The organism is Actinopolymorpha sp. B11F2, assembly GCF_040195635.1.
Taxonomy (GTDB): Bacteria; Actinomycetota; Actinomycetes; order Propionibacteriales; family Actinopolymorphaceae; genus Thermasporomyces.
On record NZ_JBEFTX010000005.1, the window covers coordinates 302,622 to 328,506 of the forward strand.

At 68.4% G+C, this 25,885-nt stretch carries 30 protein-coding genes; 11 read left to right on the forward strand and 19 right to left on the reverse strand.

The window, feature by feature from the left end:
- Positions 1 to 3: 3 nt before the first annotated feature.
- From ABN034_RS12170 to ABN034_RS34355, 4 genes are all read right to left on the reverse strand, one after another.
- Complete coding sequence (locus ABN034_RS12170; protein WP_349691109.1) at positions 4 to 942, reverse strand: aldo/keto reductase; 939 nt, start codon at positions 940 to 942, stop codon at positions 4 to 6.
- Positions 943 to 1,192: 250 nt separating this feature from the next.
- Entirely contained in the window at positions 1,193 to 3,352 is a 2,160-nt protein-coding gene (locus ABN034_RS12175; protein WP_349691110.1) for a GMC oxidoreductase, read from the reverse strand.
- A gap of 359 nt (positions 3,353 to 3,711) precedes the next feature.
- Positions 3,712 to 4,671: an NAD-dependent epimerase/dehydratase family protein gene (locus tag ABN034_RS12180; protein ID WP_349691111.1), complete on the reverse strand. Its 960-nt coding sequence runs from the start codon at positions 4,669 to 4,671 to the stop codon at positions 3,712 to 3,714.
- Between the two features lie 113 nt (positions 4,672 to 4,784).
- Positions 4,785 to 5,078, reverse strand: coding sequence for a zinc finger domain-containing protein (locus ABN034_RS34355; RefSeq protein ID WP_502879016.1), 294 nt, complete (start codon positions 5,076 to 5,078; stop codon positions 4,785 to 4,787).
- 275 nt (positions 5,079 to 5,353) lie between these two features.
- Between ABN034_RS34355 and ABN034_RS12185 the strand changes: the two genes are divergently transcribed.
- The 3 genes from ABN034_RS12185 to ABN034_RS12195 are packed head-to-tail and all read left to right on the forward strand — an operon-like array spanning position 5,354 to position 7,017.
- Positions 5,354 to 5,584 carry a hypothetical protein gene (locus ABN034_RS12185; RefSeq protein WP_349691112.1) on the forward strand — a complete coding sequence of 77 codons (231 nt, stop codon included), beginning with the start codon at positions 5,354 to 5,356 and terminating at the stop codon, positions 5,582 to 5,584.
- A complete protein-coding gene (locus ABN034_RS12190) occupies positions 5,581 to 6,141 on the forward strand; it encodes a DUF6879 family protein (protein ID WP_349691113.1) in 561 nt (186 codons plus the stop codon). The genes ABN034_RS12185 and ABN034_RS12190 overlap by 4 nt, the downstream gene beginning before the upstream one ends.
- A gap of 21 nt (positions 6,142 to 6,162) precedes the next feature.
- The gene (locus ABN034_RS12195) at positions 6,163 to 7,017 is read left to right on the forward strand and encodes a helix-turn-helix domain-containing protein (protein WP_349691114.1); all 855 of its coding nucleotides are present in this window, start codon (positions 6,163 to 6,165) and stop codon (positions 7,015 to 7,017) included.
- A 56-nt stretch (positions 7,018 to 7,073) separates the two neighbouring features.
- On the opposite strand, the gene ABN034_RS12200 is transcribed toward ABN034_RS12195, so the two are convergent.
- From ABN034_RS12200 to ABN034_RS12230, 7 genes are all read right to left on the reverse strand, one after another.
- Complete coding sequence (locus ABN034_RS12200; protein WP_349327404.1) at positions 7,074 to 7,355, reverse strand: isoamylase early set domain-containing protein; 282 nt, start codon at positions 7,353 to 7,355, stop codon at positions 7,074 to 7,076.
- A gap of 159 nt (positions 7,356 to 7,514) precedes the next feature.
- Positions 7,515 to 10,028 carry a GH116 family glycosyl-hydrolase gene (locus ABN034_RS12205; protein WP_349691115.1) on the reverse strand — a complete coding sequence of 838 codons (2,514 nt, stop codon included), beginning with the start codon at positions 10,026 to 10,028 and terminating at the stop codon, positions 7,515 to 7,517.
- An 18-nt stretch (positions 10,029 to 10,046) separates the two neighbouring features.
- Positions 10,047 to 11,072 carry a LacI family DNA-binding transcriptional regulator gene (locus tag ABN034_RS12210; RefSeq protein WP_349691116.1) on the reverse strand — a complete coding sequence of 342 codons (1,026 nt, stop codon included), beginning with the start codon at positions 11,070 to 11,072 and terminating at the stop codon, positions 10,047 to 10,049.
- Positions 11,065 to 11,481, reverse strand: a complete 417-nt coding sequence (locus ABN034_RS12215) for a hypothetical protein (RefSeq protein WP_349691117.1) — start codon at positions 11,479 to 11,481, stop codon at positions 11,065 to 11,067. Before ABN034_RS12215 ends, ABN034_RS12210 begins: the two co-directional genes overlap by 8 nt.
- A gap of 142 nt (positions 11,482 to 11,623) precedes the next feature.
- Positions 11,624 to 12,541 (reverse strand): GNAT family N-acetyltransferase, encoded by a 918-nt coding sequence (locus ABN034_RS12220; RefSeq protein WP_349691118.1) that lies wholly within the window; start codon positions 12,539 to 12,541, stop codon positions 11,624 to 11,626.
- 169 nt (positions 12,542 to 12,710) lie between these two features.
- The gene (locus tag ABN034_RS12225) at positions 12,711 to 13,100 is read right to left on the reverse strand and encodes a DUF2089 domain-containing protein (RefSeq protein WP_349691119.1); all 390 of its coding nucleotides are present in this window, start codon (positions 13,098 to 13,100) and stop codon (positions 12,711 to 12,713) included.
- Positions 13,100 to 13,855 carry a hypothetical protein gene (locus ABN034_RS12230; RefSeq protein WP_349691120.1) on the reverse strand — a complete coding sequence of 252 codons (756 nt, stop codon included), beginning with the start codon at positions 13,853 to 13,855 and terminating at the stop codon, positions 13,100 to 13,102. Before ABN034_RS12230 ends, ABN034_RS12225 begins: the two co-directional genes overlap by 1 nt.
- Positions 13,856 to 14,041: 186 nt before the next feature.
- On the opposite strand from ABN034_RS12230, the gene ABN034_RS12235 reads away from it, so the two are divergent.
- Entirely contained in the window at positions 14,042 to 14,266 is a 225-nt protein-coding gene (locus tag ABN034_RS12235) for a hypothetical protein (protein ID WP_349691121.1), read from the forward strand.
- A 25-nt stretch (positions 14,267 to 14,291) separates the two neighbouring features.
- Here ABN034_RS12235 and ABN034_RS12240 read toward each other — a convergent pair whose 3' ends face one another.
- Positions 14,292 to 15,302 (reverse strand): tyrosine-type recombinase/integrase, encoded by a 1,011-nt coding sequence (locus ABN034_RS12240; RefSeq protein WP_349691122.1) that lies wholly within the window; start codon positions 15,300 to 15,302, stop codon positions 14,292 to 14,294.
- 141 nt (positions 15,303 to 15,443) lie between these two features.
- Here ABN034_RS12240 and ABN034_RS12245 point away from each other — a divergent pair, with 141 nt between their 5' ends.
- The 6 genes from ABN034_RS12245 (at position 15,444) to ABN034_RS12270 (ending at position 20,378) form a co-directional block, all read left to right on the forward strand.
- Positions 15,444 to 15,968, forward strand: coding sequence for a DUF5994 family protein (locus ABN034_RS12245; RefSeq protein WP_349691123.1), 525 nt, complete (start codon positions 15,444 to 15,446; stop codon positions 15,966 to 15,968).
- A gap of 167 nt (positions 15,969 to 16,135) precedes the next feature.
- Entirely contained in the window at positions 16,136 to 17,047 is a 912-nt protein-coding gene (locus ABN034_RS12250) for a fatty acid desaturase family protein (protein ID WP_349691124.1), read from the forward strand.
- A 62-nt stretch (positions 17,048 to 17,109) separates the two neighbouring features.
- A complete protein-coding gene (locus ABN034_RS12255; RefSeq protein WP_349691125.1) occupies positions 17,110 to 17,334 on the forward strand; it encodes a hypothetical protein in 225 nt (74 codons plus the stop codon).
- Positions 17,335 to 17,428: 94 nt separating this feature from the next.
- Positions 17,429 to 18,451 carry a FecCD family ABC transporter permease gene (locus tag ABN034_RS12260; protein WP_349691126.1) on the forward strand — a complete coding sequence of 341 codons (1,023 nt, stop codon included), beginning with the start codon at positions 17,429 to 17,431 and terminating at the stop codon, positions 18,449 to 18,451.
- Positions 18,448 to 19,509: a FecCD family ABC transporter permease gene (locus tag ABN034_RS12265; protein ID WP_349691127.1), complete on the forward strand. Its 1,062-nt coding sequence runs from the start codon at positions 18,448 to 18,450 to the stop codon at positions 19,507 to 19,509. Before ABN034_RS12260 ends, ABN034_RS12265 begins: the two co-directional genes overlap by 4 nt.
- 53 nt (positions 19,510 to 19,562) lie before the next feature.
- Positions 19,563 to 20,378 (forward strand): ABC transporter ATP-binding protein, encoded by an 816-nt coding sequence (locus tag ABN034_RS12270; RefSeq protein ID WP_349691128.1) that lies wholly within the window; start codon positions 19,563 to 19,565, stop codon positions 20,376 to 20,378.
- 98 nt (positions 20,379 to 20,476) lie between these two features.
- Here the strand turns inward: ABN034_RS12270 and ABN034_RS12275 are convergent, their stop codons facing one another.
- From ABN034_RS12275 to ABN034_RS12295, 5 genes are read right to left on the reverse strand one after another with little or no spacing between them, the layout of a single operon-like run.
- Positions 20,477 to 21,670, reverse strand: a complete 1,194-nt coding sequence (locus ABN034_RS12275; RefSeq protein ID WP_349691129.1) for an ABC transporter substrate-binding protein — start codon at positions 21,668 to 21,670, stop codon at positions 20,477 to 20,479.
- Positions 21,671 to 21,678: 8 nt separating this feature from the next.
- Positions 21,679 to 22,065 carry an MFS transporter gene (locus tag ABN034_RS12280; RefSeq protein ID WP_349691130.1) on the reverse strand — a complete coding sequence of 129 codons (387 nt, stop codon included), beginning with the start codon at positions 22,063 to 22,065 and terminating at the stop codon, positions 21,679 to 21,681.
- Between the two features lie 9 nt (positions 22,066 to 22,074).
- Positions 22,075 to 22,278 carry a hypothetical protein gene (locus ABN034_RS12285; protein WP_349691131.1) on the reverse strand — a complete coding sequence of 68 codons (204 nt, stop codon included), beginning with the start codon at positions 22,276 to 22,278 and terminating at the stop codon, positions 22,075 to 22,077.
- Entirely contained in the window at positions 22,278 to 22,688 is a 411-nt protein-coding gene (locus ABN034_RS12290; protein WP_349691132.1) for a hypothetical protein, read from the reverse strand. Before ABN034_RS12290 ends, ABN034_RS12285 begins: the two co-directional genes overlap by 1 nt.
- Positions 22,643 to 22,879, reverse strand: coding sequence for an MbtH family protein (locus ABN034_RS12295; RefSeq protein WP_349691133.1), 237 nt, complete (start codon positions 22,877 to 22,879; stop codon positions 22,643 to 22,645). The genes ABN034_RS12290 and ABN034_RS12295 overlap by 46 nt, the downstream gene beginning before the upstream one ends.
- A 26-nt stretch (positions 22,880 to 22,905) precedes the next feature.
- On the opposite strand from ABN034_RS12295, the gene ABN034_RS12300 reads away from it, so the two are divergent.
- Positions 22,906 to 23,358: a hypothetical protein gene (locus tag ABN034_RS12300; RefSeq protein WP_349691134.1), complete on the forward strand. Its 453-nt coding sequence runs from the start codon at positions 22,906 to 22,908 to the stop codon at positions 23,356 to 23,358.
- A 158-nt stretch (positions 23,359 to 23,516) separates the two neighbouring features.
- Here the strand turns inward: ABN034_RS12300 and ABN034_RS12305 are convergent, their stop codons facing one another.
- Both ABN034_RS12305 and ABN034_RS12310 read right to left on the reverse strand, forming a co-directional pair.
- Positions 23,517 to 24,071: a hypothetical protein gene (locus tag ABN034_RS12305; protein ID WP_349691135.1), complete on the reverse strand. Its 555-nt coding sequence runs from the start codon at positions 24,069 to 24,071 to the stop codon at positions 23,517 to 23,519.
- Positions 24,072 to 24,416: 345 nt separating this feature from the next.
- Positions 24,417 to 25,817: a UDP-glucose dehydrogenase family protein gene (locus ABN034_RS12310; protein ID WP_349691136.1), complete on the reverse strand. Its 1,401-nt coding sequence runs from the start codon at positions 25,815 to 25,817 to the stop codon at positions 24,417 to 24,419.
- Positions 25,818 to 25,885: the final 68 nt, after the last annotated feature.

Here is a 25,885-nt window from a genome sequence, read left to right on the forward strand (position 1 = left end):
AGGTCACCTCCACCAGGTCTCGGCCGCCGGGACGAGCCCTTCCAACTCGGCCCACAACACGTCGGGGACCGGCCACCGGGCGAGCTCGAGGGTCTGCTCGACGCGTTCGGGCGCCGAGATGCCGACGACGGTCGACGCGATCCGGCTCTCCCGCATCGAGAACTGCAGCGCGGCCGCGGCGAGCGGGACCTCGTGCGCGGAGCAGGCGCGTTCCATCGCGGCGACCCGAGAGAGGATGTCCGCGCCGCCCGGGCGGTAGCCGTACTTCGGTTGCGCCTTCGGGCCCTTGACCAGCATGCCGCCCGCGTAGGGGGCGCCGTTCAGGACCGCGACCCCGCGCGCGGCCGCGTCGTCGAGCAGCGGGCCGGCCGACCGGTCCAGCAGGGTGTAACGGTTGTGGGTGAGAACGACCTCGAAGACACCCGTCCCGACGTAGCGGCGCATCTCGTCGATCGGTCCGCCGGCGACACCGAGGTGGTCGACGACACCCTCGTCCCGCAACGCGACCAGTGCCTCGACGGCCCCGCCGGGCGCCATAGCCTCGCTGAAGGAGATCCGCTCCGGATCGTGCAGATGGAGGAGTTGCAGGTGGTCGACGCCCAGGCGTTCGAGACTCTCCTCGACCGAGATGCGTACCCGCTTGCCGGAGAAGTCTCCGGTCGCGGGGTCGGGATCGACCTTGGTGGCGAGGACGAACCCGTCCGGTAGGCCGCCGATCTCGCGGAGGGCCGTGCCGATCCGACTCTCGCTCGAACCGTTGCCGTAGCCGTTGGAGGTGTCGACGAAGTTCATCGGACCCTCGAAGACATGCCGCATCGTCGCGACCGCGCGGTCGGTCTCCACTTCGTACCCGTAGAGGTTGGGCATGCTGGCGAGCGGACTCGTACCGACGCAGAGTGGCGTCACAGCCAGGCCGGTCGATCCCAGCTCCCGGGTCTTCATCGCTCTCCCTGGATCAGCTGCCGACGCACGGTTGACTCGGGACCTGTGGTGCGGCGTCTTTCGAATCCCGGCCGAAAGTTGCGATTGAGTGCTGGGGACGGTAGTTCGCGTGACGCTCGCGCGTCAAGATTCTCCTTCCGCGACCGGCCAGCGAGTTCACGCCTGGCGGACACGATCATCGCTGCGGTCCCGGCGACGGGACGAGGAGGAAACAGACCGAAAACTTTCGGACTCCGGGCCGACAGGCCGGTCACCTCACCATGTGGTCCATGACCCGCATCGCGTTGGCGAAGATGGTCAGGACCGGGTTCACGCCACCGTTCGTGACGTGCAGCGAGCCGTCGACAACGCGCACGTTGTCGTGGCCCCAGACGCGTCCCCACGGGTCGGTCACCGAGCTGGCCGGGTCGGTCCCCATCCGCGCGGTTCCGGCCTGATGCTGTCCAGAGCTCGGCCCGCCGTGGACGGTACGCCGGCGACCCATCCCCTGCGCCACCGTGGCGCCGCTGGCGTCGAGCCACTCGGCGGCACGACTGGTCAGGAACTCGTGTGCACGCAGGTCCTCCGGGTGGAGGGAGCCGGACAGGCGGGCCACCGGAATACCGAGGCGGTCCTTGACGTCCGGGTCGAGGCGTACCCGCGCACCGGCCGTCGTGACCTCCTGGATCGGGCCAGCCAACCGCTGTGCGCGCGGAAGGTAGTGACGCATCAGTCGCTTCGCCTCGCGGCCGTGCAGCGGCAGGACCCCGGCCCCGCGCAGGTTCCCGTGGGTGCTCACCGGCGTCGGCACGAACTCGTTGGCGAGCATGCCACCGCCGACGATGCCGGGGTTGTGGTGCCGATAGTCGTTGGTGGCGATGGCGGGACCGGGCCCGAGCCCGTCGTTCACCGGGTCGGGGAAGAACCCGGTCGCGCCCGCGTAGAGGTGGCCCTGCAGGTGCCGGCCCACCTGGTCGGTGTTGTTGCCGAGACCGTCAGGTTCCTGGGTGCTCGTGCTGTTCAGCAGCAGCCGCGCGGACTCGATGGCGCCGGCCGAGACGACGAACTCGCCGGCGGCGACCTCGTGGCGCCAGATCGCACCGTTCCTGGCTCCCACCAGGGCGACGGCCGTCACGCGACCCTTCGCGTCGGTGACCAGGCGCTCGACCCGGGTCCCGGTGAGCAGGCTGGCGCGTCCGGTGGCGAGCGCCCGTGCGAGGACGGTGTTGTGCGCACCGTTCTTCGCCTCGACCCGGCAGGCGAAACCCACGCACTGACCGCATCCCGCGCAGGCGTTCCGGCCGTTGTAGGGCTGGGAGTTGATCAACAGCGGGACGGCCAGGGTGCTGATCCCGAGCCCTTTCGCCCCGTGCGCGAGTACCTCCGCGGGCCTCGTGGACGGCACCGGAGGCATCGGGTAGTCGCGGGCCCGCCACGCACCTGACGTGTCACCGTCCGCGCTTCCACTGACGCCGAGCTCCCATTCGGCGCGGTCGTACCAGGGCTCCATGTCGGCGTAGGTGACCGGCCAGTCGGCGAGGGCGCTGCCGTCCGGGATGCCGTACGTACTGGCCATCGCGAAGTCCTCGGGCGCGAACCGCCACGCCTGGGCACCGAAGACGCGGGTTCCACCGCCGACGGTCATCGCGTTGGCACCCCAGCGGCCGTCGGTCGGGACGAGTGGGATGACGGTGCCGGCAACCTCGAGCGTCCGCGGGTTGTCGGCCGCGGGCGGTGCGGTGCGATCATCGAAGCCGACGCCGGTCCTGGCGTTGCGGAGGTGGTCGGTGGCGAGGTGGTCGGCGCTGGGCAGTTCCCCGCGCTCGACGACGAGGACCGTACGCCCGGACTCGGCCAGGGCGCAGGCCGCGACGCCTCCCCCGGCTCCGGACCCGACGACGATCGCGTCGTACCGGTCCCGGAGCTGGTCGCGTCGGATCACCGCCGAGCGGTCGAGGACCTCCGGCGTACTCACGCCCTCGTCCGTGCGCACGCTCGCCGGCCACCCGGCCGGCGGGTCAGGTGACCAGCCGAGCATCCGCCACGACACCGCTTCGAGGTTGCCGCCGTTGCCAGGATCGGCGTAGTAGCCGTGCTGGACGAGCGTGGCGAACCAGGGGTAGTCCGGGTCCTCGGCCAGGGAGTCCAGCACCCGCAGCCGCTCAGGCTCGCCGGCGGAGACGAAGTCGCCGACCCCGAGCTCTCGGGTGGCCGCGACGACAGCTGCGACCGCATCGCGGATCCGTGGCAGCCACTCGCGACGGTCCGCGGTGAGTATCCGGTGCAGGAATCCCAGGCCTCCCGAGGCGGCCGCCGACGGCCACTCGTCGGCGGGCACGATCGTGTCGACCAGGGCGGTCAGCAAGTCCGGAGTCGCGTCGGCACCGATCAGGTCGGCAAGCAGCTCAGCGTGTTCGCGGGCATCAGGCATGGCAACTCCTCCTCCACTGACAGATGCGAGGCTAGGTCCCTTGCCGGCATACGGCGAAACTGATCACGCATACGTGGTCAACTTCGGCCCTCGCGTGTGTTGGTTGGCCGGTCGACAATGCGGGCCGGTTAGCGGTGCCGGTGGCTCGCCGGGGCCGGTCAGCGGCGCCAGGTTTTGGTCAGGGGACGCCGAGCCTGGTCATGCCCCCGCCGTGCCCGGTCGCGCACCTGCACGGGATGCTCGCCGACGCCGGGCCAGGCCACTCACTGGCTGACCAGGCCACCCACCGGGGTGACCAGGCCATCTAATGGGGCGACGCACTCGGCCCGACCAACCCCGGCGCACTCGGCCCACGTGGATCAGTCGAGGGTGGGGAGCTCGCCCTTGGCCGCGTACCACGAGACGGCTTCGTAGACGGCCTCGAGCGAGGTGTACCGCGGCCGCCAGTCCAGCAGGGCGGCCGCCTTCGCCACCGAGGAGTTCGGGCTGTGGGCGATGTGGTTCCACGTTGCCTCGGCGTCGGCGGGCTCCACGGTGTCCTTCCATCGTTCGTACGGAAGGAACTCCAGCCGGGCGTCCTGCCCGTACCACCACGCGACCGACTCCGCATAGCCACGCAGCGTCAGCGCCGCCGGCGAGACCACATGGAAACTCTCACCCACCGACGCGTTCCGGCGTTCGAGCGCCGCCATGAACGACCGGGCGACGTCATCGGCGTGCACATGATGGAGCGTCTCCAGGCCGAAGTTGGGAAGGGCCAGTGGCTCACCCTTCGCAAGTTGCGCGAACACGCTGAGCTGCAGGTGGCCCGCGGGGTTGATCGGCCGCCAGCCTGGCCCGACGATGTGGCCCGGATGCAGGATCGTGGCCGGCAGTCTGCCGGTGCGCGCCTCGGTGAGGAGGTACGCCTCGATCGCCGCCTTCTTCACGCCGTAGTCGCCGAACGGACGCCGGGGTACGTCCTCGGTCATCGGCGTCTCGATCGCCGGGCCGTGCACCCAGATCGTGCCGCAGTGCAACACCTGTTGGACGCGTCCGCGGAGTGCCTCGCTCAGCTGACGGGCCGAGTCCGGCTCGAAGCAGATCAGGTCGATGACGGCGTCGGCGCCGAGGTCGGCGATGCGCTTGCCGAAGGTCCCGGCCTCGTCCTCGGCAACCCGGTCGGCGACGATCTGCTCCGTCCGCTCCCACACCGACCGCCGGCGGTAGGGCTCGCTCTGCCCGCGACTGACCGTGACGACCTCGTGGCCGGCGTCGACCAGGAGGGGTACGAGGTAGGAGCCGATGTGCCCGCTCGCTCCGATGACGACGACCCGCATGTCAACCCGTCCTTTCCTACGACCGTGTTCCGCCCAACCCTAGACCGCGGCCGGGGACGAGCCGTACGTCGCGACGCATGCGGGGTGACACCCGTTGGCCACGCCGGCCGGCGCTATGACAATCGCCGGCGCGCCAGGTGCTGGCCATCCAGGTCTTCAATCGATCGGCCGGTCCCTCGATTGACGCACCACGCACCAGGCGCCACCGCGCAATGAGGGCATGGCCGGGAGAGTACGCGGGCGAGCGTGCCCAGGTCGTGCGTCGTGTATCCGCGCGCCGCCAGACTCCCGTCGAAAACCCAGTCGACCACGCCCGAGTCGATCGGATCACCGTCCGTTATCGGCTCACCATCGCCGCCCACGCCAGTCCGAACAGAGCGAACACGACCAACGTCGCCATCTTCCACCGCACCGTCATCCCTTCTGCTGTGGGGGAACGGGCGCGGCAACCGCCTCCGTCAGAGACGATCCTCTGGCTGCCGCGCCCGGCTATGGGTGCGACGCGCCAGCCAGGACGTGAGGGGCAAGCAGGTCAACCAGCCACCGCGCCGCGATCCAGAAGGTATGGCCTTGGATAGAGACATTGAAAGAAAGTTGCTCAGAATTTCTCGCACGGTCTCTTGACCGCATGGCCTGAGCCCTCGACGATTGCGGTCAAGGTCCGCGACGGGAGGAGACAGACATGCGGCAGCCGAGCAATCTTGTTCATCTCGGCACTCCGAACACCGGCAAGGACGGGAGCCCGTCCTTCTATCGAACGGACGACGGCAGATACGTGGTCCAGGGATACAAGCTCACTGAGCCCAGCGTGCGTGCACAGCTTGTCAATTGCCCCGATCACGAGGATGCGGTCATCATCACCCGCGAACTCGCCGACCTCATCGTGGTCAAGCACACCGGGGCGACTCAATGACTGGTGTAGCCAGTCACTTCGTCAGTGGCAAGGGATTCGTCGACTTCGTTCGGAGCTATCGGTACACCGCATTCCGGCTTGAAGTCCGCGACAACTACGCAGCGCCTGAGGAGGAGGAGCCTGTGCGCCGGTTTCTGTCCGGCGAGGCCGAGGATGACTCCTGGATGGACGACTGGTGCGGCATGATCATGCGGCGCTCTCTCAGTGGCGTACGCATGGAGCGGGTGCGAGTGGTGTCGGAACCGTGGTCGGACTACACGAGATTCGGACTGCACCTATCCCGTCTCAATGTCGCCGCAGGCGAGGATATTCGCTACCTTCCGCGTGACCAGGCGAAGGAACTGGAGCTACCTGACTACGACTTCTGGCTCATCGACGCGAGGCGCATGTGCATCCTTCGACACGACGGCACGGGTGTCCTGCTCGGAGCCGACGTCATAGACGACCCAGCGGTCGTCGTCGAGCACTGTTACTACCGTGAGGTTGCCCGGCACTATGCCCTGCCCCGCGCACACTATCTGAGCGAGCGGGGAAGTTGCCGGGACAAGCAGGTGTGACCGACCAGCAAGGGCGAGTGAGTGTCCAGCTTTCAACGCGCGCGCGAAGCACTTGGTATTCGGCTTCGCGAGATGAGGCTGGATGCCCATCTCACCGGCCGGCAGCTCGCAGCGTCCGCGGGATGGGGTCCCTCCAAGGTCTCCAAGATCGAAGCGGGCCGCCAGACGCCGAGCAGTGCCGACCTCGAGGCATGGGCGCGCTCGTGCGACCGTGCCGACGCGATTGGGGAGCTGACAGCTTCGTTGCGTTCCCTGGAAGAGCAATATGTCGAGTTCCGTCGGATGTTTCGAACCGGACTGCCATCCAGACAGCGCACCATCGCAGAAGTCGAGTCGCGAACACAGCTCACCCGCAATTTCGAACCATGTTTCGTTCCTGGACTGCTCCAGACCGCTGAGTACGCTCGCTACCGGTTCGCCGAAGGCGACGAAGGCGACATTGACCGCGGCGTTCCTTCGTCAGCGGACGAACTCGAAGAGGCCATCGCCGGCCGAGTGGCCCGCCAGCAAGCACTCCACCGGCCAGGGAAGAAGTTCCATTTCGTCATGACCGAGGCGGTACTTCGGTACCTGGTGTGCCCGGCCGACGTGATGGCGGGCCAGTTAGGGCAACTCATCTCGATGACCACGGTGCAAACCATTCGGCTCGGCGTGGTTCCATTCGGCGTCGTGATGCCGGTCGGCCCACTCCACGGCTTCTACTTATATGACGATCATTCGGTCTACGTCGAGTTGTTCACCGCGACTCTTCACATCACACAGGCGAGCGAGGTGGCGGCCTACGGGAGGGTGTTCGACAACCTGGCCGGAACCGCTGTGTACGGTCAGGACGCGCGCAAGGTGTTGACCCGAGCGTTGAGCGACCTCGGAGCTTGACCGCGCTAGCACACGCGGTCGCCCAGAGGGCGCAGGATTCCGGCGTGGCCGGTGCGTCACAGGCGGATGATGCACCCGTCGTGGTCCCGTTCGCCCTCCGGATCGTCGAACCACCGGCCGCCCGATCCGAGGTACCGGAACCGGATCTCCTGGCCCGCCGGCACCGTTACCGTGACGCTGCGCGTGCCGTTGCTACGGCGGACGAGTCGATGCCGGCCCGGCGTCCAGTCGTTGAACGTCCCGACAGCCGACACCGGACCGTCGTGAATATCGTCGGGCAAAACGAGCTGAACCTTCGCCTGTTGGCCGTTCTGCTGGGCAAGGATGCGGATGGGCACGGGTTGTCTTCCTCTCTGGATCCTGCAGGAGGCGCCTGCGGGATCGTAGGCAAACAACCTTGATCAACGGTGGCCGACACCACACACGAAACGTAACCGTGACGAAATCGCTCCGCCCTGGTAACGCGCCGCCGTCGTACCCACCCACATCACTGCGCGTCAACCGCGAACCAGCGCCTCGATCTGCTCGCCCGCCCCGACCTCGCGGTCGCCGAGATCCACCGCGCCCACTCCCGCCAGGGAAAGCTCGCGGACGCGGAGCGTGCCCTCGATCACGTGCACGGTGACGTCGACGCCTGCCTCGCCGCGGCGCTGGTCCACGGTCCCCCAGGCGTCACCGTTCGACCAGAACCACCGCACCGGCGACAACCCGCCTTCGGCGTCCGCTGCCGCGAACCGCAGGGTGCGATCGACACCGTCGTAGGCGAATCCGGTCCACGCGGGAACCAGTCCCCAACTCGCCATCGCGCGGACGTAGTGGTGCCCGCACTCCGCCTCGTCGAACGGATTCCGCCGCCGCCCGTCGAAACGACTGCGAACGGTCTCCACGACGCCGAGCGCCTCGCTCCGCATCCCCTCGAAGATCATGCCGACGGCAGCCGTGTACTCCAGGCCGGTCCACACCTCGTCGAAGTACGGGAACGGCCGCGCCGGTCGGTTACCTCGCGGGTACGACGCCACCACGAGGCCGGACTCGTCCCCCAACGCATAGCTACGCATCGGGTTGAAATGTCCTGCCATGGTGTCGCGCCTGTTGTGGCGCAGAATGCTGGCGAAGGTGGTACGAATGTGCGCCGGGTCCAGTAGGTGCCCGAGTCCACACAGGTGCGCGAGCTTCTGCCCCACAAGCTGGTCGGCGAGACACCCGTCACCGATCTGCAGTTCCGGTTCGACGAGATCCTTCGCCCCGATACCGGCCAGTCGCAGACCTGGGGCGATAGCGTCCTCCGACCCCGGCGGGCGGATCTCGTGCCGGTAGTAGTCGCCGTTCCACAGATGCTGGTCGATCCACTCACTCCCCCGTTGGAAGAGATCGCGACAGGTCGCCGCGAAGTCCTCCTCACCCAGATAGCGGGCCATCTCCTCGCACGCACGCAGAGCCGCGAGGTACCACGCACCGATCTCCGGGTTGGGCCCGAAGTACTCCACGTCCATGGTGTTGTGCTGCGAGCCTTCCATCACGCCGTCCCGATCGGCGTCCCAACCGCCCTGGATCCACGCGAACTCCAGCGCCTTGCGTGCCTTCGGCCACAGAGTGCGGAGCAGTTCGTCGTCCCCGGACAACCTCCACTCGCGGTAGAGCTTGACGAGGCAACCCATCTGGCCGTCGGCGGCGGCGGCGCCTGGTTCGGCGAGGGCGCGTTCCAGTGGCAGCTGGATGCGGAAGCTCATTCGCCCGTCGTCGGCCGTGCCGTAGAGGAACTCGACCTCGCGTAAGGATCTCGCCATACCGCCGAACAGGAATGGTGTCGCCTGCTCGTAGTTCCACACGTGTGTGCAGCTGCCCATGCAGCAACCTACGTCGTCGCTGCACCCTTCCCAGCCGAAGAACCTACCGTCGGCGGTACGAAAGCACGTCTGCGTACGCAACGTCGAGAGGTTGGACAGTGCGGCGTCCTTGACCGACTCTGGCAGGTCCGACCCCACCAACGCGTCGACGAACGCATGTGTGCGCCGCTCCAGGTCCGGCAGCACGGCCGCCGTATCGGCCGCGACCTGCCACGCGTCGGCGTACTTCGTCGCGTAGTAGTTGCCCACCGTTACCTTGCGGTCCCAGTCCGGTCGGTTGGGGAAGTGCCACGCGAGGAGGAACGTGAACTCGTGCGTCTCCCCCGGTGTCAACGTACGCTTGACGGCGACGGAGGCCATCGGCGCATCGTTGTCGCTGGGCCGTTCGTCGAGCTGACCGTCGGTGGTGAAGTCATCCCAGAAGTCCAGCAGCTCGCCACCCCAGGTGTGGTCCGCCCAGCCCGTCCGCGTGCTCACCGAGTCCTCGCCCAACGCGACCAGAGCGAGCGAACCCCACTGCTCGGCCGATTGGTCGACTCCCTCCGAGGAGAGAAAAACGCCCTGGCCGAAGGGCCCCTGGCGTACGACGTTGCGGTTGCGGTCCGGCTTGCCATCGGATCCATCGGAGCCGATGAAGTTCTGCAGGGTACCGGCGAGGGAGACGTCGAGGTCGTGGTCGGCGTTGTTGCCGACGACATAGCGCAGCACCGCGACCGGGATGCCGCTCGCCTCGGTGTCGGCCGGCACGAGCGGATTGAACGCCTGCAGGCGTACGGAAACGGGAACGTCGGGGTCGTCAAGGACAACCTGCCCGAACGGATAGGCCGCCAGGAACTCCGAGCTGGCGAAGCGCGGCAGGCCGTGGTTTGCCACCGCTGAGCCGTGGCCACCGCCGTAGAGCACGAGGTCGATCGGCCCCTCCAGCGCGCGGGCGACGACCTGCCCGCCGTCGCCACCCGCCGTCGGCGCTGTGCGCAGAGCAAAGAAGCTCCACTTCGGTGCGAAGCCCTTCGCCGGACGATTGACGACTTCCCAGTCCCGCAGGTCACCGCGACCACCCAGGCTCACCGTGCCGGTGCCGATGCCGCCCAGTGGCATTGCCAGCTGGAGCGACCGTTTCGCGTCGTAGCGGGTGAGTACGGGCCAGTCGAATGATTCAGCCATGGTGCAGGCTCCTCACGGTTATGGTCCTCGGGAACTGTCGCGGACTCGGAGTTCGGTGGGCAGGGTGACCGCCTCCACCGGTGCGGTGCGGTCTGCAAGCCGGCGCTGCAGGAGCCGAGCCGCCTCGGTGCCGAGCAGGTACGTCGGCTGCTCCACGATCGTCAGCGCAGGCGCCATCAGCGGTGCCCAGGGTGAGTCGTCGAAGCCGACCACTCCCACCGCGTCCGGGACGTCGACACCGCGTTCGCGCAACGCCCGCATCGCACCAGCGGCCATCAGGTTGTTGGCGACGAAGAACGCATCCGGCGCCTCCGCGAGGTCGAGCAGCTCGCCCGCCGCGACATAGCCGCCCTCCACCCGGAAGTCGGTCTGGCGGACGAGACGACGGTCGACCTCCTGCCCGGCCGCGCGAACCGCGGCTGCGTAGCCCTTCCGCCGTTCGGCGGCCGTCGTCAGCTTGGACGGACCGGAAATGCATGCGACCCGTCGGTATCCCGCGTCGAGCAGGTGCCGCGTCGCCAGTCGGGCGCCGGTGTAGTTGTCGACGACGACGGTGTCGACGTCCTCGTCGCGGATCCGCCGGTCGATCGTCACCACCGGGACGTCGTGGTCGCGGAGCATGCTGATGTCGGTGCGGTCCGACGCGGGGGCGATGATGACGCCGGCCGCCTGCTCGGCGAGCACGACATCCAGGTAGCGGCGTTCGCGCGCGATGTTCTCGTCGGTGTTGCACAGGACGACCGAGTACCCCTCGTGCAGCGCGACCTCTTCGACACCGCGGGCCACCGAGGTGAAGAAGGGATTCTCGATGTCGGAGATGATGAGCGCCCACACGCTGCCGGCCTGGCGACGCAGGCTGCGGGCCACCCGGTTGGGCTGGTAGCCGAGTTCTGCCGCCACCTTTCGTACCCGGTCGGCCAGTTGTGGGTCGACCGTCGGCCGGTTGTTGAGCGCCCGCGACACGGTGGCCGCGGAGACGCCCGCTCGGGTCGCGACATCCCTCATGCGTACGCGGCGACTGCCCGCTCGCCCGTTCTCAACCATCGCCGGTCTGTCCCCCCGTGTCGTACCGATCCGCGCATTGCGCCGTTGCCGTCATCGTCCGGTTGGTGGCCCCGGCTTCCGACGCGGGCCGGACGAGAGGCCAACCGCGCAACCCACCGGACGTCAGGGAGAACGCCGAGAGCCCGGCCAGCAGGAGCACCACCATGACGGCACCGTCGGCGGCGTGGGGAACGAGCAGCCACCGGTGATCGGGCAGGACCGTGGCGGTTCCGCGGAACGCCGTGGCCGCTGTGCCAGCCGCGAGTCCCAGGCGAAGCCCCGGTCCTGCGTACCGGCGGACAGCGACGGCGAACGCCTGCAGGGACCCGGCGTCGCCGCGGACCAGCCGGTCGGTGGCTGCCGACATCGCGGCCCACAACGGTGCGGTGAGGATGCTGACCCGCTCCAAACCGAGTAATCGATTGCCGGCGAGATTATGGCCGGTGCAGGTCCGTGTCAATACAGCTGTGCCATCCCGGCCTCGGCGCAACCCGCGCACCGATCGGCTCCGGGATCAGGTCAAGGTCAAGCGCGAGAAACCCGGCGTCCGCTCAGTTGTCCTTCACGTCGAACCCGCGAGCGGTTCTCGTCAGCTCGACGAAGCCCAGCCGGTGGAAGAGTGCCAACTCGGCCACCTGCTCAGGTTTGGCGTACTCCAGCAGCCGGTCGACCCGGGCGAGATCCAGCCACTCGGCCACGAGCCCGAACAGCCACGTCGCGATCCCCTGCCGTTGGTAGGCCTCCAGGATGTGGAGATTGCCGATGTCGGCCCAGCCGTCGTGCCGAGCCACCCGCCCGGCGTCAGCAAGGTTCTCGACCTCGATGTAGCCAACCCTTTCCTCGCCAAGGTAGGCGGAGAACCGGGTGCCGTTGATCCCCAGCGAACGCCGCGCTGTCAGACCGGTGATGGGCGGCTCGCCGGCACGAGGGAGATCCTCGACGCGGGCGAGCAGGACCACCTCGGTCTTTCCTGCATGCACGAATCCGGCGCGTTCGTAGATCGCGCGGATGTGCGGCCACTGCGCGGGTACGCCGTAGATGGACGGCGCCGGGAGCGACCCGTCGGCAGACCGGCCGCTCACCTGCCAGCGGTCGAACTGCGCGTGGCAGGCCGCCGCGAGCGTGTCACCGGCGGCCGTGGCGTCGTTCCACGGGAAGTCCGGCGGCCAGCACACCATCCAGCGGATCTCACCGGAGTCGCGGTAGCCCACGTTCACCCGGTCATCATCGGCGTAGCGGAGCAGATGGGCAGCCGCGACCAGACGCTCGTGCTGGTAGGCGACCAGGGTCGTGCGTTCTCTGACCCACGGATCGACGATGGCCTCACCGGGCTCCCGCTCGAGCTGATTCAACACCGTGCTCACCGACACCGACATGCCGGGGATGACGGCCTGAATGTGCCGGTTGACCAGGGTGGTGAGCTGCTCGCGATCACTACGGCGGAACGGACGCACCTGGATGGAAGACATCAGCGGACCTCCATGAAAATCAGCGCTCGACGGCGCTTGTCTGGGAAATGGAGGCCGCTACCGGTGCGGCACGTCTCCGACATTACCCACGCCAGTGCTCGGACGCCACGCCGAGTTCCGCGTACGCAGGTGTCACCGGCCGCTTCGTACAAGGGGAGCTGCGTAGGGTCTATCGACTCCGGCGCGGGCTGAGCTCGTCGAGGGCGACGTCCACGTCGAGCTCACCACGGGCAACTGCGTCGAGGAGCTGACGCCGGTCAGCCGGCCGGTCCGGTGGGCGGGGCGTTATCCCGAGAGCGGCGAGGAGGTCCTCCAGCCGCGCCCGGGCCGTGGGGTAGCTGACACCGAGGTGGCGTTCGAGCTCCTTGGTGTTGCCTTTCGCCGCGAGAAAGACGCGGAGCAGGTCGCGCTGCGCGTCGTCCAGCGAGCAGAAGTCGCAGTGACGGAAGTGTCCGCGCACCTCCGTCTCGCAGTGCTCACACCTGAGGCCGGCAACCGACAGCGGTTCCTGGCAGGTCGGGCAGCTCTGCGGCGGAGGGTAGGTGCGTGCCTTCGCCATCAGCGTTCCGTACCGATCGCGACCGAGCCGAGGTTGCCGGTGACCTCCAGTCGCGCGGTGCCCTCGCCGAGGGTCCACTCGCCACGGCCGACCTTGTGCAGGCGTTGGTCGACGCCGATGTCCGCGGCACACCGCACCACCACGCGTACGTCGGACTCGGGGAAAAGCACGATCCGCAGGTCACCGGCGTTGGCGTCGATGGTCGAGTGGCCGCGGGTGAGGGCGCACTTGACGACGGCGTCGCCGACATTGAGACGGGTACGCAGGACGCCGCGAAGCCCAATGAGCCGCGCCTCGCCGCTGTTGACCTCGATGTCGAGATCGGCGTTCGCGGGCACGACGAGAATCCCCTCATCGCCCACCTGTCCGGAGACCTCGGTCAGACTGCCGTTGTGGCGCACGGTGCAGTTGTTCGGACCCTCCATGCGAGCCTCGGTGGCCGTGGTGTCGCCGGCGATTTCGACCATGCCACCACCGGACAGCTGACCCCGGACGGTGAGCGCCGGCCACTCATCTTGGCTGCCCTCCGCGGATGGGACATGCGCGGATGAGGCGTGGGTGGGCTGGGCATCGGCGGGCTGGGCGACCGTGGGTAGCGGGATCGTGGGTTCGGCGACCGTGGGTTCGGCGACCGTGGGTTCGGCGACCGTGGGTTCGGTGTCGTCGAGGGCGGCGAGGTGAAGTTCGGCCTCGTCCGTCGTCAGATTGCCTCGAGCCACCTCTGCCAGAATTGATCGTCTGCGCTCGTCAGTCATGGCAGTTAGTAAATCGTTGGTTTTCACAATGTCAATCATTCTGAGGTAACATCTTCCAGACTGGCCACAGGGGAGGACATGGCGTGGACGACGCAGGCAGGCCGACTCCTACCTTCGGGCTCTGCCACGACTTCCGCCAGCATTTGCCCATGGCGCTCACTGCTGGAGGCGCCCGCGGATCGACCGGTGCCCGCGCCCACCGGTAGCCGGCTGCGGCGCGCGGACTACCTGGTCGGCGACCCCGCCACCGTCGCCGCCGCGCTGGTCGAGCTCCACCGACAGGTTCCGTTCGACCAGTTCGCCTTCTGGGCAAGGCTTCCCGGCCATACCCACGAGCAGGCGCTGCGGTCGATGCGGCTGTTCGCCGCCGAGGTCCAACCAGCCGTACGCCGGCCCATGGCGAACCGCTGAGCGATCCTCGATGCAGGTTCCGCGTTCACGACCGTCGATCCCGTGCCCCGCGCCGACTGGTGCCGCCCGGCTCCGGGAGCAGCCTCAGTGCCTCGGTCCGGTCGGTCGCCGACGGCTCGGTGTAGCTGCGGGTCGTCTCCAACCGGGCATGGCCGAGCAACTCCGCGACCAGGACGAGGTCGGTACCTCCGCGGACGAGGTTGGTGCCGAACGTGTGCCGCAGGACGTGCGCGGTGATCGCGTCGCTCTGGCCCGCCGCCGCGGCGATGCGGGCGATGATGTCGCGCGCTCCGCGGACCGTGAGCCGGCTTCCGCGGTGGTTGAGGAACAGCGCCGGAGTGCTGCGGCCACCCGGCCAGTCCGCGCGTTCGGTGAGCCAGCGCCGAAGGTCGTCGCGCAGCTTGGGGTGAACGGGGACCTCGCGGATCCTTGTGCCGACGGAGCCGCCGTGGTTACGGATCCGGAGAAGACCCGCCGTGCCCCTGATCTCGACGTCGCCGATGTCGAGCCGGACGGTCTCGGCGATCCGGGCACCGGCATAGAAGGGTACGGCTGCAAGGGCCCGGTCCCGCGCAGACGGATGAGCCTCGACGGCGCGTAGCCAGCACAGCTGGGCCTGCTCGTCGAGTGCGCGGGGCGGGGGTGCCGTCACGTCGACCCGCTGAGCGGCCGCCCGCCCCATACCGCGCCGGATGTAGAGATCGTCGACGGCACTCAGCGCGTTGTTGATCGATGCCGGAGCGAGGCCGGCCACGGTCACCAGGTGGGTACGCCATTCCCGCACAGCACGGTCCCTGACGGCCGGGTCGGAGAGCGGGTCGCCGCCGGCATCCGTAGCATGCAGCCAGGAGTCCAGCCACACGAGGTACTGGCGGACCTTGGAGGCATAAGTCCGCCGGGACTCCGGTGACAGCGGCGCCTGGGCGAGCTCGGCGACGTAGATCGCGTGGGCAGACTCCAGGGCGGCCGGGAGCGGCACGGGTCCGCGCCGGCGGCGTCCGGTCACGGCGTACCGAGGTCCCCTTACAGCATTCACGCCGCGGATTCTACTTCCGAGAATGGTGGTTCTCGGAAGCCTTGCCGCGTAGTCTCGTGATATCCGTACGTACAGACTCAGCCTGTGGCCGCGGGCGACGCCTGCACCAGAGGCCTCTCGGCCTCGGAAAGGTGGACCGCGGTGACGTTCATCCATGGTGGCTACAAGCATGGTGGCCAGAAGCGTGGCGGCCAGCATCCCGCGGCTGCCTCGCCCGCCCCGCCGGCACCACGCGTGCAGTGGTCACCCACCCTGTCACGTCAGTCGCTGGTCCACGGTGGCTGGTGGCCCCGATCCATCGATCCGTACGCCGAACTGCCGGGGCTGATCCTCGCCGTCGACGATCGTCTCCTCGCGGTGACGAGTGTGATGCTCGGCATCAACGGCTGGGACAGCCGACCGCGCCAGATCCGGGTCGCGGACCGCACCATCCGACTCAGCTGGTTCACGACCCAACCGGACGCGCTCCTGACGGTGATGTGCGCCGAGAAGTACCGGGTCGACCTGCTGGTGATTCCCTCGGCCACGAGCCCCGCCGTCGCCGAGGCAGCGATGAACCTCGCCACACAGGCCGCGAACACCACGCCCGCACCGAAGATCCTCGCCGAAGCCGCGGCAGCCGTCGCCCGGGATGCAGCAGACCCGGCGGACGGCGGTGAGGCATGAGCGCGGCGTCGGCCGGACCGGGCGGGGCGACCGCACGAGCCCGACGCGGCGAACCGGCAGACAGATCCACGGGAGGCGGTAGTGACTACGCCGCGTTGACACGCCGGATTCGTGGGGAAGGGCTGCTTGATCGGCGTCCTGGACACTATGCGGTGAGGTTCGCGGTGATGCTGGGGCTGTTCGCCGCGGCGGGCGTAACGTTCTTCGGGGTGGGCGACTCGTGGTGGCAGCTGCTTGTCGCGGCGGGACTCGCGGTGGTGTTCGCCCAGATCGCGTTCCTGGCCCACGATGTCGGGCACCAGCAGGTGTTCGCGTCCAAGCGCCGCGCCCGGCTGGTCGGGCTCGCCCTGGGCAACCTCGGGATCGGGTTGAGCTACGGCTGGTGGATCGGAAAGCACACCCGCCACCACGCCAACCCCAATCACGTCGATGATGATCCTGACATCGGCGTCGGCGGGATTGCCTGGACCAAACACCAGGCCAGCCAGCGACGCGGCATCGCCTCCAGGACCTTCGCCAGCTGGCAGGCGTTCCTGTTCTTCCCGTTGCTGTTGCTGGAAGGACTCGCCCTGTTCGGCTCCGGTATCCGCGCTCTGTGGCGCGGCGAGGTCAAGCGCCCGGGAGTCGAGATGTTCCTGCTCGCGGTGCACGCGACCGGCTGCCTCTCGGCACTGTTCCTGGTGCTCTCGCCCGGCAAGGCGCTGGCCTTCTTCGCCGTGAACCAGGCCGTCTTCGGGTTCTACATGGGCTGTTCGTTCGCGCCGAACCACAAGGGCATGCCGCTGCTGGAGGAACGACTCGACTTCGTGCGCAAGCAGGTCCTCACCTCCCGCAACGTGCGCGGCGGATGGTTCGTCGACCACGCCCTCGGCGGGCTGAACTACCAGATCGAGCATCACCTGTTTCCCAGCATGCCGATGCCGAACCTGCGCCGCGCCAAACCCCTGGTCCAAGCGTTCTGCCGCGAACGCGGCATCGCCTACCACGACACCGGACTGATCCGCTCCTACCGCGAGATCCTCGCCTACCTGCACGAGACCGGAGCCAGCATCCGCGCGCCCCAGCGGGCACTCTCGTGACCGGTCGGCAAGGTCAGCGAGCCCGGCGACATACCTCGCCGGCCACTCTAGAGTGCTGAGACATGGCATCGATTGTTCTGCGGGTACGGCTGCTCAGCGGCGCGCAGCTGGATCTCACCTATGAGGAACCTGAGGTCACGGACTCGGAGCAGGTCGTCGAGCACGTGATCTCCCGGCTCGCCCAGGACACCGGTGTGCTGCGTACCCGCCATGGTGACCGCCTCGTCGTGTTGTACGGCCGTGGGGTGGCCTCCGTCGAAGTGACGCCCCGTGGTGCGGTCCTTTGACCATCGAGGACCCGGCGAACTCCTGCGCAGGTGGAACACCCGACCAGGTGAAGCGTCAACAATGCCGCCCCGCGGCTTAGGCTAGCCTTACCTGGTGACCAGGGTCCGGCGTGCGGCGCACTCGCGTACCGCCCGGGTCGCCGGCCTTCTCGCCCTTCTCGTCCTGCTGCTGCTCGCTGCCCAGCTCAGCCTGATGGTGGGAGCGAAGCCGATCTCCCCCGCCGTGGTCTTCGACGCGCTGCACCACGCGGACCCCTCGACCGACCACCAGATCGTCCGGGAACTGCGCCTTCCGCGTACCCTGCTCGGCCTCGCCGCGGGCGCCGCGCTCGGCCTCGCCGGCACCCTGATGCAGGCGCTGACCCGCAACCCGCTCGCCGATCCAGGGATTCTCGGCATCAACGCAGGCGCGGCTGCGGCCGTCGTCGCGGTGATCTCGGTCTTCGGCGTCTCGGCGTTCTCCGGCTACGTGTGGTTCGCGTTCGCCGGAGCGGCCCTCGCGGCCGTCGTCGTGTACGCCCTGGGCTCGGCCGGCCAGGGAGGCGTCAACCCGGTCCGCCTCGCTCTGGCCGGCACCGCCGTGGCCTTCGCCTGCGTCGCCGTGACGCAGGCGGTGATCACGCTGGATCCCGAGGCGTTCAACGAGTTCCGGTTCTGGATCGTCGGCTCGCTCGCCGGCCGGGATGCCGGGACGCTGGTTCCGCTCCTGCCCTTTCTCGCACTGGGCGCGATGCTGGCGTTGGGCCTGGCGCGGGCGCTCAACGCGCTCGCTCTCGGCGAGGACGCCGGCCGGGCCCTCGGCGCCCACGTCATCCGTACCCGCGCGATCTCGGCGGTGGCGGTCGTGCTGCTCTGCGGAGCGGCGACGGCGGCGGTCGGACCGATCGCGTTTCTCGGCCTCGCCGTCCCACACGCCGCCCGGCGCCTGGTCGGTGCCGACCACCGCTGGATCCTTCCGTACGCCATGGTTCTCGCACCCCTCCTGCTGCTGGTCTCCGACGTCATCGGTCGGGTCGTGGTGAGTCCCAGCGAGGTGCAGGTCGGCATCGTCACCGCGTTCGTGGGCGGTCCGGTGTTCATCGCACTGGTGAGCCGGCGAAGGATCGCCGCGCTGTGACCGTCGTACGCACGTCGTCAGGCACGCTGGTGCTGCGCAGCGAGCGTCCCCAGGTGTCGGTGCGCGTGCACGTCCGCACGCTCGCCGTTGTGGCGGTGCTCGTCGCTGCGCTGACCGGCACCGGAGCGGTCGCCCTCGCCGTCGGCGACTTCCATGTGCCCCTCGCCGACGTCGTCCGCAGCCTCAACGGAACCAGCCTGGTCCCCGCGTACGACTACGCCGTCCGCGGCCTGCGCCTGCCGAGGTTCGTGACCGCCGTGCTGGTGGGAGCGGCGCTCGCGGCCAGCGGCGCCGTCTTCCAGCACCTCACCCGCAATCCGCTCGGCAGTCCGGACGTCATCGGATGTACGCAGGGAGCCGCCACCGGCGCCCTGCTGGTCATCCTCGTCATCGGTGGCGGCTTCACGCAGCTGGCCTTCGGAGCTGTCGCGGGCGGTCTCGCAACGGCGGCGTTCGTCCTCGTGGTGTCCTGGCGTCGCGGCCTGCACGGCTACCGGCTCGTGCTCGTCGGGATCGGGCTCGCCGCCATGCTGCTCGCGGTCAACAACTTCCTGCTCGCCCGTGCCAACCTGGAACGTGCCCAGGTCGCCCAGGCGTGGCTGATCGGCAGCCTCAACGCGCGCGGGTGGGAGTACGCCGGACCGTTGGCGCTCGCCCTCGCGGTCCTGCTGCCGCTGGTACTGGTCCTCGCCCGGGCGCTTCGCCTGCTCGACCTGGGCGACGAGGCCGCCCGCGCGTTCGGCGTACGTACCGGGCGGGTGCGCGCTGGCCTTCTCGTCCTCGCCACGGCGCTCGCTTCGGTGGCGACAGCCGCCGCGGGGCCGGTGATCTTCCTGGCGCTGGCCGCGCCGCAGATCGCGAAGCGGTTGACCCGGGCGACCGGGCCGATCGTGGTGACGTCCGCGCTGACGGGCGCGCTGCTGCTGGCGATCAGTGACCTCGCGGCACAGCGACTGTTCGCGCCCACGCAGCTTCCCGTCGGCATCGCGACCGGTGCCGTGGGCGGCGTCTACCTCGGCCTTCTGTTGGCGACCCAGTGGCGATCCGGTCGGTGGTGAGAAGGCGTGGGAAAGCATGCGTACGAAGGGCTGACAGGCTTGAAGGGACCGCGATGACCGAACCGCCCCAGCCGGCCAGAGATCGCCTGCGGGCCGAAGCCGTCAGCCTCGGCTATGACAACCGGCTCGTCACCGATGACCTGACAGTGTCGATCCCGGATGGTTCGTTCACGGTCATCGTCGGCCCGAACGCCTGCGGAAAGTCGACCCTGTTGCGTGGTTTGGCCCGGCTCCTGGCGCCGCGCCACGGAACTGTCTACCTGGACGGGCGGTCGATCCAGTCCCTGCGTTCGAAGGAGGTTGCGCGGCGGCTCGGGCTGCTGCCGCAGGGATCTCACGCGCCCGACGGCATCACGGTGGCCGACCTGGTGGCGCGTGGCCGCTATCCGCATCAGCGGTTGCTGCGCCAGTGGTCCGCCGACGACGAACGCGTCGTCGCGCAAGCCATGGTTGACACCCGCGTCGACGACCTCGCGGACCGGCTCGTCGACGAGCTCTCCGGTGGCCAGCGGCAGCGGGTATGGCTCGCGATGGTGCTGGCCCAGCAGACGCCGATCCTGCTTCTTGACGAACCGACGACCTACCTCGACATCGCCCACCAGGTGGAGGTTCTGGACCTGTGCGCCGGATTGCACCGGGATGGTCGGACGCTCGTCGCCGTCCTCCACGATCTCAACCAGGCCTGCCGGTACGCCACGCATCTCGTCGCCATGCGGGGCGGATCTCTTGTGGCACAAGGAGATCCGCGGGAGATCGTGGACGCGCACCTGGTGGAGGAGGTGTTCGGCCTCGCCTGCCGGGTGATCGACGACCCCGAGACCGGTACCCCGTTGGTGATCCCCGCGGCCTCCCGCCACCGGATCGGATGAGGGCCGCCCTCACGCGCCACCGCATTGGAATAGGGCGCCCCTCATAAGCGAACCCATTGGATGATGAGACCCTGCACCCAGCGACGGGAGGATCGCGATCAGGAGGGCCGGGAGCGCAGCTTTGTGAGGATGCCTTCGAGCGTGTCCAGCACGGCGAGCGCGCTGCTGTAGCTCACGGTGTAGAAGTTCGGCATCGGGAACACCGCCTCCGCCTTGACGGCCTGGAGGTTCTCCCAGCCAGGCTTGCCCGTGAGCGCACGCATCGGCTTGACCAGCGCACCGGTGTTGTCGGCCTGCGCGACGATGACGTCGGAGTCGTCGATCAGCGTGAGTTGTTCGAGGGAGTACGCCTTGCCGGTGCCGGTCTGGCCCATGGTCGCGTGGCCGAAGCGCACCCCGATGTCCTGCAGGATGACGCCGATCCAACCGTCCGGGTAGAGAAGTGACCATTGACCTTCGCCGTAGGAGACCTCATAGAGCATGCTCCACTTCGTCCGCTCGAGGACGTCGGCGTAGTCGCGTTTGAGTCCGGCAGCGCGCTCGGTGTATTGCGTACGAAGCTTCTCCGCCTCAGCCTTGCGCCCCACCGCATCGGCGGCCTGGATCGCGACCTTCGTCCAGTCCGACGTCTTCTCGGCCATGAGGACAAGGGCCGGCGCGATCTTCGGGTATTCCTTCATCAAGGGGTCGGTGTAACCCGGCACGCCGTTGACGAGGATGAGATCCGGCTTTGCCGCAAGAACCTTCTCGATGTTGATCTCGACCCAGGAACCGATCGAGGGTAATGCCTGGTACTTCGTCAGGACGTCGCCTGAGATGAAGGTCTCCAGGTTCGGGATCTCCGCCGCCGCGGCCGGCGTGTATCCGACGTCGAGAAGCGGTGCGGCCATCTGGTAGCTCGTGCACACGACGCGTCGAGGTCGCGCCGGAATCTCGACCGTGGTCCCACCGGCGGTCTTGAAGTCGCGGGTGGTCGGCTGCTGCGACCGTTGCGGCGTACGACCTGTGGAGTCGTCGTCAGGTCCGCACGCCGAAAGCCCGAACGCGGCCGCACCTCCCAACGCAGCGAGCACCAGTCCCCGCCGGCCGAACGACTTCGATTCGGCATACGCCATCGGTGAACCCACCATTCCCTCATGTTGAGCGACGTGCCGCTGCCCGGCCGTACTCCTCGCACCTGCGGTGAGCACACCTGGTGCACCCCGGCCACATTCCTCGTCCGGAGCACGGGTGACCCGGTCACCCGTGCCTCCGGCGACCCTGCGCGGCGGCTCCGCCAGCCATCTAAGCATGGTTAGCCTTACCTTACAAGCACATCCTCGGCTGTCCCGTCGCCGCTCTCCTCCACCACCACGCCGGCAGACGTCACCCTGCGGAATCCGGGCAATGCCACCGCGATGAGCACCACGACACACGCGCAGAGCAGGCCACCCACCACCACCACCACCACCACCGCGGCGCTCGGCCCCACCACACTGGCGGCACCCCCTGCCACCACGCTCCCCGCGGCCGGACCCACCGTTGCCTGCGCGAGCCAGAAACTGCTCACCCGGCCCATCAGGTGGTCAGGCGTATGACGCTGCAACAACGAGCGCTGCAGGATCTCGGACAAAATCATCCCCAGACCCGCGACACCCAGGAACACCAACGCCAGTGGGAGATACCGGCTGAATCCGAATGCCGCCATGCCCAGTCCTCACAGTGCCATCGTCCCGGTCAACGCCCGGCCAGGCAGGCGGACCCGACCCACCCATCCGCTGAACGCCGCACCCAGGAACGCACCGACCGCAGGAGCCGAGTAGAGCAGGCCGATCGTGCGCGGGTCGCCGTGCAGGACCCGCTCGCCGATCTCGGGAAAGACCGCGTACGGCAACGCGAACAGTCCGCCCGCCACGTCCATCAGGAGCAACCCGGCGATGACGCGATTCCGGCGTATGAACGAAAGTCCCTCCCGCATCGCCCGGATCGGGTGCCGATGCTCGACCGCCGTCGGCGGCCGACGGCGAACCCGGACGGTGACACCTGGATCACCGTGGCGACGCAGGTGATGCTGTAACAGAAGGCGACACCGGGCCCCGCGATGATCATGCCGCCAACCGACGGGCCGACCATCGTGCCCCACTGCGTGGTGATGGCGGTGAGCGCGCCAGCGGCCGCCAGCTGGTCCGGGGTGACGAGGTTGGGCGTGATCGCCAGCAGCGCCGTCTCGCTGATGCCGTCGATGACACCGATCGCCGCGGCACACAGATAGACGACCCACAGCCTCAGTTCGTCGGCGAACGCGTTGAGCGCCAGGGCCGCGAACACCACCGCCGCGGCACCGGCCGCATGTCGGTCCAGTGCTCCTCCACGTAGTCGAGACAGGTTTCGCGGGACTCGTCCTGGACCACCGGCGTCCAACCCGCGGGAATGTCCACGAACGAAGGCCACAGGGAATGCTGACCCTCGTCATTGACAAGGACGTGGAAGGTGCCGTCGGGATCATCGAACGGGTTTGTCATGGGTCCTGCCTTCTCCTCTACGTGGTGTGGTTCTGCTGGCCGCCTGTGTTGCGCCGTTCGGCGCTGCCGCGGAGTCTCGCGTTGACGATCGGTGGCCACGCCGCGAGCGGTTCGGGGTCGGTGAGCTCGGTGTGCAGGCAGGCGACGTCGTAGGTATCGATCCGGCCGGAGACGACCGGCTCGTACGCGCGCAGTCCGATCCCTATCCGAACGCGTTCACGTTCCACCGCGGCAAGCGGCTGCGGGTAGTGGAGGCTTCAGTGTCCGAGGGGCGCTACGGCGGTACTCCGGGGAGGATCTTCATCCGCGAGGGTGATGGCGTCGTGATCGTCGCGGGTGCGGACGCCCGGCGCGGTCACCACCACGGGTTGGTTCTTCGGCGCGTACGTACGGACGACGGCGACGAACTCCCGGCGACGGACTACTTCCGCACCATGGGTGGCTACCTCCCCAGCCACCCAGGAAAGACGGGACGTTGATCGGTTCGTTGTCGAAGAGGCAGTCCACCACCTGCGCCGGCGGCGGGACCACTCCTGCCTGATCGTCGGAGTCGACGACGGTGTGCCTGCCGTCGACTCGGCCACGGGCAGGCGCAGCATGCCGTAGTACCTGGCAGGCGGCCGGTTCACAGCTGATGTCAACCGTGACGGCCCGGCTGCCATGCGTCGAGGATTCTCTTGAGAGTCTGAGCGTGCAGGTTCGCGATCTCGACCCGAGCCACCCACTGGATCGGGTCATCATCGTGGTCGTCGGCATCGGCATCGAAGTCCTGCCGGATGCGGTACGAAAGCCCGTCCGCGTCGCGATAGGCAACGCCCAGACCACCCTGCTCGACGATCAGTGGCCATTCCACGTCATTGGCGATCGTGTCTTCGCTGCCATGCTCGACCACGACCGAGGCGGCTTCGGGCGACATCGCACGGACAGCGAACATCAGGTCCCAGGTCCGACCGGTGGCGAGCTGGTAGATGTGGTTGACGATTGCTTCGGTGTCGCGCAGACGTCTCGGACACGCGTTCATGGCGCGGTCGGTACGGCCGATCACGACGAAGTCGGCTGGCAGCTCCTCGAGGTGGCGTTCGACTTCGATTCGATCAGCCTCGATCCAACGCAAGGCGTTGTCGAGATCGGAGTACAGGACGACCGACGGGTCGAGGGTCGAGGCCAGCCGAACCGCTTCTCGGCGATGCATCCCGATGTGCTCAGCAGCCGGCGGTGCCTGGCTGACAGTGGCGCCGAGCTCGTCCTCGAGGAACGAGATGACAGCGCTTGACGTCGGGGTAGTGGCCAGGACGCCGAATCCTCCGAAGACGTCGCGCAGCGGGACGGCCTGCCTCTGCAGGGCCGCGAGGAAGTGGCACTCCCGGATCGTGGACAGTCGCGGCCAGCACCGGCCGCCGCGTTCGACTCACCTCGATCACACCGCCATCCTGGCCTACCGGCCTCGCATCCGGCCAAACCCGGCAGGCCGTCGATGATCAATCACGGCGGTGAACCCCCACGTGCGCCGGCGTCCGGACGGACCGCTGCGCGGTCCCTATGGCCGACCGACGCTCATGTACGTGAAGCCGGTGTCCCGCATTCGCTTCGGGTCGAGGAGGTTCCGGCCGTCGAAGATCAGCGGGTTGCGCATCTTGTTCCGCGCCGCCGCCCAGTCGACGTCCTTGAGCTGCGGCCACTCGGTGACCACGATCGCCGCGTCGGCTTCAGCGATCGCCTCGCCCGGGCTTGCGTGCCGGGTCGTCGATGTCCACGGTTCGGTCTCGGCGGGCCGGGCCAGCGGGTCCCAGCAGTGGACGTCGGCACCCTCCGCAAGCAGCCGCGAGGCGACGACGGTGGAGGGTGCCTCGCGCATGTCGTCGGTGCCGGCCTTGAACGTCATGCCCAGCAGGCAGATCCGGCGGCCTTTGAGGGTTCCCAGCTCGTTCTTCAGCCGCTGGATGGCCCGCCGCGGCTGCAGTTCGTTGACCTCGATGACCGCGCTGAGCAGCTGGAATGGATGGCCGGTGTTGCTGGCCATCGCGCGCAGCGCGCGGGAGTCCTTCGGAAAGCACGAGCCTCCGTACCCGAGCCCCGCCTTCAAAAAGTGCGGACCGAGACGGGGGTCCATGCCGATTCCCTTGGCCACAGTCTCGACATCGGCACCGGTCGCCTCACACACGGTCGCGATCTCATTGATGAAGGTGATCTTCGTCGCCAGGAGCGCGTTCGAGGCCAGCTTGACCATCTCGGCGGACGGGATGTCCATCACTTCCACCGGCCCGTCCACGCCCTCGTGCAGAGCCGTCACGAGTCGGGCTGTCCTATCGTCCGCCGCGCCGATCACCACCCGGTCCGGATGCAGGAACGTGCTCACGGCCCGGCCCTCAGCGGTGAACTCCGGGTTCGCCGCGTAACCGACATGGGCAAGCCCGGCATCGTGCAGCACGGCGCGGACGCGCTCCCCCGTGCCGACCGGCACCGTGCTCTTCATGACCAGCGCGGCCAGGTAATCCGAGCGCACCTCCTCGAGCGCGTCGATGACCGCCCAGAGGTGGGACAGGTCCGCATCACCGGACGCCGTCGGAGGCGTGTCGACGCAGACGTACACGACCTCGGCGTCACGTACCGCTTCCTGAGCTTCCAGCGTGAACGACAGCCGCTCCTTGTTACCGGCCAGGAGGTCGCCCAAGCCAGGCTCGAAGATCGGAACTTCACCGGCCTGCAACAGCCGGATCCTGTCCGGCTGGATGTCACACAAGACGACCCGGTGACCCATCTCTGCGAAGCAGGCCCCTGCCACCAGACCGACGTACCCCGCGCCAAAGACCGCGACGCGACGTGGTTGGGAAGTCTTTCCCGGGGAACCGGCAATTCTCCTACGGGCCCTGGTGTAGGACTCGCCGGTCGCGGCGACGCGGGCGCGGATCGCCTTCTTGCGGGCCTTGTCCTGTGTCATGACGTCATCCTGTTCAGCCGATGACCCACGCCCACCGGCTCAGATGACGGAGACAAATCCCATGCGGC